This is a genomic window from Abiotrophia sp. HMSC24B09, assembly GCF_001815865.1.
GTDB lineage: Bacteria > Bacillota > Bacilli > Lactobacillales > Aerococcaceae > Abiotrophia.
In genome coordinates this window covers 1-6,860 of sequence record NZ_KV822196.1, presented here as the reverse complement: position 1 = coordinate 6,860, position 6,860 = coordinate 1, and the positions used below count along the sequence as shown (strand labels likewise).

Below are 6,860 nucleotides of genomic sequence, written 5' to 3'. Positions count from 1 at the left end.
CCACTCTCCGGAGTGGACCACTGGCTCCTCTGATTTAGCTGGAAACCGGGTAAAAGCCTCGATTTCTCATGAGCCAGTGGACCACTTTCCAGAGTGGACCACTGGCTCCTTAGATTTAGCCAGAAACCGAGGAAAAGGTCCGAATTCGTGCGAGCTAGTAGCCCACTAGCTCGCCCTTTTTAGCCAGAAAATGGGAGTCTAGCCCAAAACCAAAAAGAAAGCGCTTGACAAACTCCAACCCGAGTGCTACACTCAAGTAAAGGTTAAACGTTTAACCTAACCAGAAGAAAGGACTGTTCCCTATGAAAAAATCGTTGATGAAGTCACTGCTTGTGGCCTTTTCTGCTTTGTTAGCTACCAGTGTGGTGCCCCTCAGCTCTGCTCAGGCTAACGACACGCTCGGCCAAAAAGTCCAATATGATACCAAGGCGCCTGTTAATGATGGCAAGGATATCAGCATTCAGTATTGGACCTGGAATGACGGCGACCCAGCTATCAAGTTAGCGGAGTCCTACCAAAAGTTACACCCTAATGTCAAAATTGAAGTGGTTAACCATCCTTGGGATGATTACTGGACCAAGTTGCCATTGGCCTTACAAGGTTCCGATGGTCCAGCCATTTTCAATATTCATAACTCCCAAGACAAGTTGCTGTCCAGCTACCTAGAAGCTTATGATATTCCAACCGAAGATCTCAAGGCAGACTTCACTGGGGTAGAGCCTCATGTCGTGGACGGTAAAGTCAACTATATCGATATCGTCATGAATACGGGTAACATCTACTATAACAAGAAGATGTGGCAAGCAGCCGGTTTAACGGACAAGGACATTCCTAAGACCTGGGATGAGTTCCGCGAAGTGGCTAAGAAATTAACCATCAAGGAAGGCGACAACCTAGTTCAAGCCGGTTTCAACTGGAATGGCTCCTATGCTGGCCTCTATCAAGGCCTCAACTACCAAAAGGGGACCTTGCTCTTCAAAGAAGATGGCACTACGCCTAACTACAATAACGAGACAACCAAAGAAAACCTCAAGTTCCTCGTAGACCTCTATGAGGTGGATGGCGTGGGTTCCAAGGACTTCGGGACCGACGATACCCAAAGCTTCGGTAACCAACAATCTGCTATGGTTTACAAATGGGGCTGGTTCGCTAACGAGCTCAAGACCAAGTATCCAGATGTGGAATATGGCGTCTTCGCGACTCCAACCTTCAGCAAGGATCAGCCTTTTGCTTATGACCGCTACAACGGCGAAAGCACCCCAGGTATTAACAAGAACCAATCAGAAGAACAAAGAAAAGTTGCCCAAGACTTCCTCAAGTATCTCTTGGCCAACGACCAATACTCATTAGAAGCAGCCAAAGCCTATGCTTCTTATCCAACCAAGAATAGCGTCCAAGAAGATCAATCACTCAAGTCAGACCCTGTATTATCTGTCATTGCACCACGTATTAAGAAGTTGATTTGGCCTGGCCCATTCCCTGCGACCATGGAAACCAGTGCCAAGAAGGCAGCCGAAGAAGTGCTCTATAATGGCGTGGATTTGGATTCAGCCTTAGAAAATGCGCAACGTCAAATGGAACGCGACATGCGCAATGAGTCCTTCAAGTCGCTAGAATCAGCGTATCAATAAGAATAGCAGATCTGCCCTAGGCCACTCGGCATGAGGTAGCATCTCAATCTGAGAGTGAGGGGGTAGTCAGCTACTCACTCACTCTCGTTGTTAAAAGGAGTTAAAATGATGAATATCCTGAAAAAACAACTCAACTTTCGTAATGTGTCGGTCCTCTTCCTGATCGTTTATTTTGCCGTCTTCCTCTTCTATCCCATCTATAAGGCCTTTGCCGGGAGTCTGCATGACTGGAATCCGCTGACCCAGAAGTACAACTATATTGGTTGGGAGAACTATCGCTTCGTATTAGGGGATAAGCTCTTTTGGAAGTCGCTGACTAATACCTTATTCTTCACCGCTATCTCGACCGTCTTGCGGCTGGCAGTGGGCTTGGCCTTGGCCCTCATGCTCTTCTCACGCATGACCAAGATGCGGACCTTCTTCCAAGGGCTCTTCTATATGCCGACTGTCACCCCCATGGTGGCCGTCTCCTTCGTCTGGATGTGGATGTTTAATCCCCAATTTGGGCTCATTAATCGCTTCTTCCATCTGGACATCAACTGGCTCAAGAACTCTAACTGGGCCATGATTGCCATTATCATCATGACCGTCTGGAAAGATTTTGGTTATGCGACCGTCCTCTTCCTAGCGGGGCTCATGGGCCTGCCGGAAGAGGTCTATGAAGCCAGTCGCATTGATGGGGCCAATGGCTGGCAGACCTTCAAGAATATTACCCTGCCCCTACTCAAGCCAGTGACTCTCTTCGTCACCATTACTTCTCTCATTTCCTACTTCCAAACCTATATTCAAATTCTGATTATGACGGAAGGGGGACCGGGGACTTCGACTTTTGTTATTTCCTACTTAATCTTTGACGAGGCCTTCGTCAACTATAACTTTGGGACGGCTTCGGCCATTGCGGTCATTCTCTTCGTCGTCATTGCCGTGCTAACGCTCTTAATGTTCCGCTATATGGATATGGGAGGTGACCAACAATGAAATCTAAAAGCATCTTAAGCCTGATTTTGAATCTGATTTTGGCGGCTTTGGCCATTATCACCATTATTCCCTTTATCTGGATGCTGGTGTCTTCCTTTGCGCCTAATAGTGAGATCGTCAAGTTAGGTGGGGGCCTCTTCCCGGGCATTTCCACCTTCAACAACTACACCAATATCCAGGAAAAGTTCAATTTCATGGGCATGTTCTGGAATAGCTTGATGATTTCGGTGACCATTACGGCCATTATTATCTATACCTCCGCGCTCTTTGGCTTCATCTTCGCCAAGTTTACCTTCAAAGGCAAATCCTTGCTGTTCGCGGTGGTCATGAGTACCATGATGTTGCCATGGGCCGTGACCATTATTCCCAAATATGAAATGATGGTTAAGTTCGGTTGGCTGGATTCCTATAAGTCACTGATTATCCCAAGTATGGTCAGTGGTTTCGGGATCTTCATGTTCAAGCAAAGCATCTCAGGCATCTCCAATGAGTTGATTGAGGCGGCACGCGTCGATGGGGGTTCGGATTTCTATATCTTCCATCGCCTGATCTTGCCTATGTCACGCAACACTATTTCCAGTTTAGCCATTTTCCAATTCCTATGGAGTTGGGAAGACTTCCTCTGGCCTTACCTGATGATTAACACCAAGTCCAAGCAACTCTTGGCTGTTGGGTTACGTCAATTCAATGGCCAGTATGGCACCGACTACGGCGGCCTCTTCGCTGCCACGACCATTTCAATCATTCCGATTGTCATTGTCTATATTATTTTCCAAAAACGATTTATTGCCGGGATTGCGACAGGTTCCAGCAAGTAATCGTCAGATTTGAGGCGACCCCAATGAAAAAAGCAACCCTAAAAGACATTGCCCAAGCTGCCAATGTCAGTATCGCGACCGTATCCAATGTCTTGAATGACCGCCACCACAAGGTCTCCCAGGAGACGGTAGCCCAGATTCAAGCCTTGGCCCAGGAACTGCAATACATGCCCAACCTCAATGCCAAAGCCCTAGTGACTAAGGCTTCGCGCCTGGTCAGCGTCTTGTTCTATAGTAGCGGACGGGATTTTAATTATTCTGACCCCTTTGTGGCCTCCCTCCTAGAAGGAATTGAGCGCATTGCCAGGCAAGAAAACTACTACATCCTGCTTCATAATATTGAGAGCCTAGAAGCCGTCCACCAAGTCAGACGCCAGTGGGCCTTTGCGGGCCATATCGTGGTAGGCTGTGATGCTCATATGGCAGCGGCTATGATAGAAAGTGTCAGCGAGCCCTTGGTCTTCATTGACACCTATTTGACGGCGCAAGGCCAGGCCCTAGTCGAGGCTGCTGACCATGTGCAGCTACTCAACTCCAAGGACTATGACCTAGCCTATGCCGGAGTAGAATTGCTAGCCCGCAGCCAGGGCTTGGACCTAGCCTTCTTAAGCTATCAATTTGAGCCCGACCAAGTGGGGGTTATACAGGCCCGTTATGCGGGGGCCAATGCAGCCTATCAGGCGGCTGGCGGCCAGGGGGATTTGCCCATCTACCTCAACACTAAATTGGATGACTTGATTAAGGACCTGTCCAAGTATCGGGGCCTGATGGTGACCGCCGATGTCTTGGCTATGGAATTAGTCAAGGTCAGCCAAAGCCAGCTAGGCCAGTGGGACCCAGATCGGCGCCTCATGAGTTTTGATAACATTCCTTATCTTCAGTACTTGGCGACCGAGGTCAACACCATTGACCTCAATCAGGTCCACAAGGGGGAGGAGGCCATGGCTAGCTTGAGTCGTGTCTTGCAGTCAGGTCAGACCGCTGACGACCAGCGCCAGCAATACATCCTCGCCAACCTCATTAACAAGAATTTATCCTTAGAAGGGAGTACTAGCCATGATTAAAGCTGTCTATGGAGACTATCAGCCCTTGGCGGCGCCGGAGGCCATCATTCAGGGGCCAAATTATCGCTTCACTATCTTAACTTCGCGCTTGATTCGGGCAGAGTATAGTCCGACGGGGACCTTCTATGATGGTCAGACCCAGACGGTCTTGAACCGAGACTTTCCTGTGCCTCACTATGAAATCCGGGAGCGGGAGGACCTCCTGGAAATCATCACCGATCATGTTCTTATCCAATATGACAAGCAGGCCTTCTCTAGAGAGGGGCTGGTCTTCAAGCTGCGGGGTTACTTCAGTATCTACCACAGTGATTGGCATTATGGCGACCCTATCCAAGATTTGGGCGGGACGGCCCAAACCTTGGACCATGCTAATGGGGCGGTGCCGCTGGAGCGGGGGCTTATGTCCCGCTTTGGCTTCAGTGTCCTGGATGACAGCCAAAGTCTGCAATTGACCCAGGATGGTTGGTACCAGGTCAAGCAAGGTGACAGCCTAGACTTCTATTACTTTGGCTATGGCCATGACTACCGGGCTTGCTTGGCCGACTACTATCGTTTGACTGGGCCCCAGCCCCTCCTGCCTAAGTATGCCTTGGGCAACTGGTGGAGTCGCTTCTATCGCTATAGCGAGGTGACCTATCGCCAGCTGATTGAGCGTTTTGAAGCCGAGGGTCTGCCCTTTACCGTGGCGGTCATCGACATGGACTGGCATGTGGTTTCCGTTCCGCCTCAATATGGCAGCGGCTGGACCGGCTACACCTGGAATGAGGAGCTCTTCCCGGATCCTGCAGGCTTTATGGCCTGGCTCCACCAACATGGGCTACGCATTACCCTTAATGTCCATCCGGCTGATGGGGTGCGTCCTTTTGAGGCCATGTACCAGCAAATGGCCCAAGAGCTGGGCCTAGACTGGGAGGGTGGCGAATATGTGGTCTTTGACCCGACCTCACCTCGCTTCCTAGAAGCTTATTTCAAGCACCTGCACCATCCAAAAGAAGAGCAGGGGGTAGACTTCTGGTGGATTGACTGGCAACAAGGCCAGACTGTCAAGGGCGTGGACCCACTCTGGGTGCTCAACCACTATCATTACCACGATATCCAGGCCCGTGGCCCTCAAGGCATCACCTTCTCGCGTTATGCCGGACCAGGTAGCCACCGCTATCCAGTGGGCTTCTCGGGCGACAGCCACATGACCTGGGAATCGCTGGACTTCCAGCCTTATTTCACGGCGACAGCCAGCAATATCGGCTACGGTTGGTGGAGTCATGATATCGGCGGCCATATCTTCGGCTACCGCGACAACGAGTTGGCCTTGCGCTGGTACCAGCTGGGTGTCTTTTCTCCTATTATGCGCCTGCATAGTTCCTCTTCAGAATTCCTAGGCAAAGAACCCTGGCGCTATCCGGAGCCATATGCCAGCAGCATGAAGGACTACTTGCGCTTGCGCCACCGGCTCCTGCCTTATCTCTATACTATGAACTACCGGGCGACCTATCAGGCTCAGCCCCTGATTGAGCCCCTCTATTATCAGCATCCGGAAGAGGAGGCAGCCTATGAAGTGGCTAATCAATATTATTTTGGTAGTCAAGTCATGGTCATGCCTCTGACCCAGCCACGTCATAAGGGCAGTCTCTGTTCCCGCTTCGATGGCTGGCTGCCAGAAGGGACCTGGTATGATATCCAGACTGGCTTGGCCTATAGTGGGGGCCGGCGCTTATCGATTTATCGGCCGCTGGAACGCATGGGCCTCTTCGCCAAGGCGGGCGCCATCCTGCCTCTGTCTGGGGAGGATGGGACTGACAATTCGCTAGCCAACCCAAGCGTCTTGGCCATCAAGGTCTTCACTGGCGCCGATGGCCATTTCGACTTGGTGGAAGAGGCTGAAACTGCAACTGATGGCACAGCCTTCCTTACGACCGGAATGACCTTTGTCGATGGCAAAACATTCAAGTTGGCACCTCAAGGGACGGGACTTCGGACCTATGAGTTGACCTTTGTAGGGGCTTGTTTGTCGGACCTAGAGCTAGCCGGGCAGGGTCGCCTAGTTGAGGTCAGTCACAATGACCAGGGCGACAGCCTGGTGTGCCTTGAAGCGGACGGGTCGGTGACCCTCTCCTTCAAGCAGACGCCGCGTGACTCGCAGCAAGTCCGACTAGATGTCATTTTCGCTTATATCGAGCAAGCCCAAATGGGAAACCAGGCCAAGGACCAAATCTGGGCCCTGGTCAAAAAGGACATGCCGCTCGCTTATAAGATGCTGGAACTCCAAGGCCTAGGCCTAGAGCCGGAACTTGTGGCGCCCGTTATTGAGTTGCTGGTAACGGAGCCTTAGCCCTCGTCCCGAGCCAGTGGTCCACTCCGTCGAGTGGACC

At 51.0% G+C, this 6,860-nt stretch carries 5 protein-coding genes; all 5 read left to right on the top strand.

The genetic code is table 11. From position 1 onward, the window contains the following. Positions 1-302: 302 nt before the first annotated feature. Positions 303-1,631 (top strand): extracellular solute-binding protein, encoded by a 1,329-nt coding sequence (locus HMPREF3093_RS03770; RefSeq protein WP_070755682.1) that lies wholly within the window; start codon positions 303-305, stop codon positions 1,629-1,631. Between the two features lie 108 nt (positions 1,632-1,739). Then, positions 1,740-2,609 carry a carbohydrate ABC transporter permease gene (locus HMPREF3093_RS03765; protein WP_070755681.1) on the top strand — a complete coding sequence of 290 codons (870 nt, stop codon included), beginning with the start codon at positions 1,740-1,742 and terminating at the stop codon, positions 2,607-2,609. Continuing rightward, positions 2,606-3,427, top strand: a complete 822-nt coding sequence (locus tag HMPREF3093_RS03760; protein WP_070755680.1) for a carbohydrate ABC transporter permease — start codon at positions 2,606-2,608, stop codon at positions 3,425-3,427. Before HMPREF3093_RS03765 ends, HMPREF3093_RS03760 begins: the two co-directional genes overlap by 4 nt. A 23-nt stretch (positions 3,428-3,450) precedes the next feature. Continuing rightward, positions 3,451-4,491 (top strand): LacI family DNA-binding transcriptional regulator, encoded by a 1,041-nt coding sequence (locus HMPREF3093_RS03755; protein WP_070755679.1) that lies wholly within the window; start codon positions 3,451-3,453, stop codon positions 4,489-4,491. Continuing rightward, positions 4,484-6,820 carry a glycoside hydrolase family 31 protein gene (locus tag HMPREF3093_RS03750; RefSeq protein ID WP_143227647.1) on the top strand — a complete coding sequence of 779 codons (2,337 nt, stop codon included), beginning with the start codon at positions 4,484-4,486 and terminating at the stop codon, positions 6,818-6,820. The genes HMPREF3093_RS03755 and HMPREF3093_RS03750 overlap by 8 nt, the downstream gene beginning before the upstream one ends. Positions 6,821-6,860: the final 40 nt, after the last annotated feature.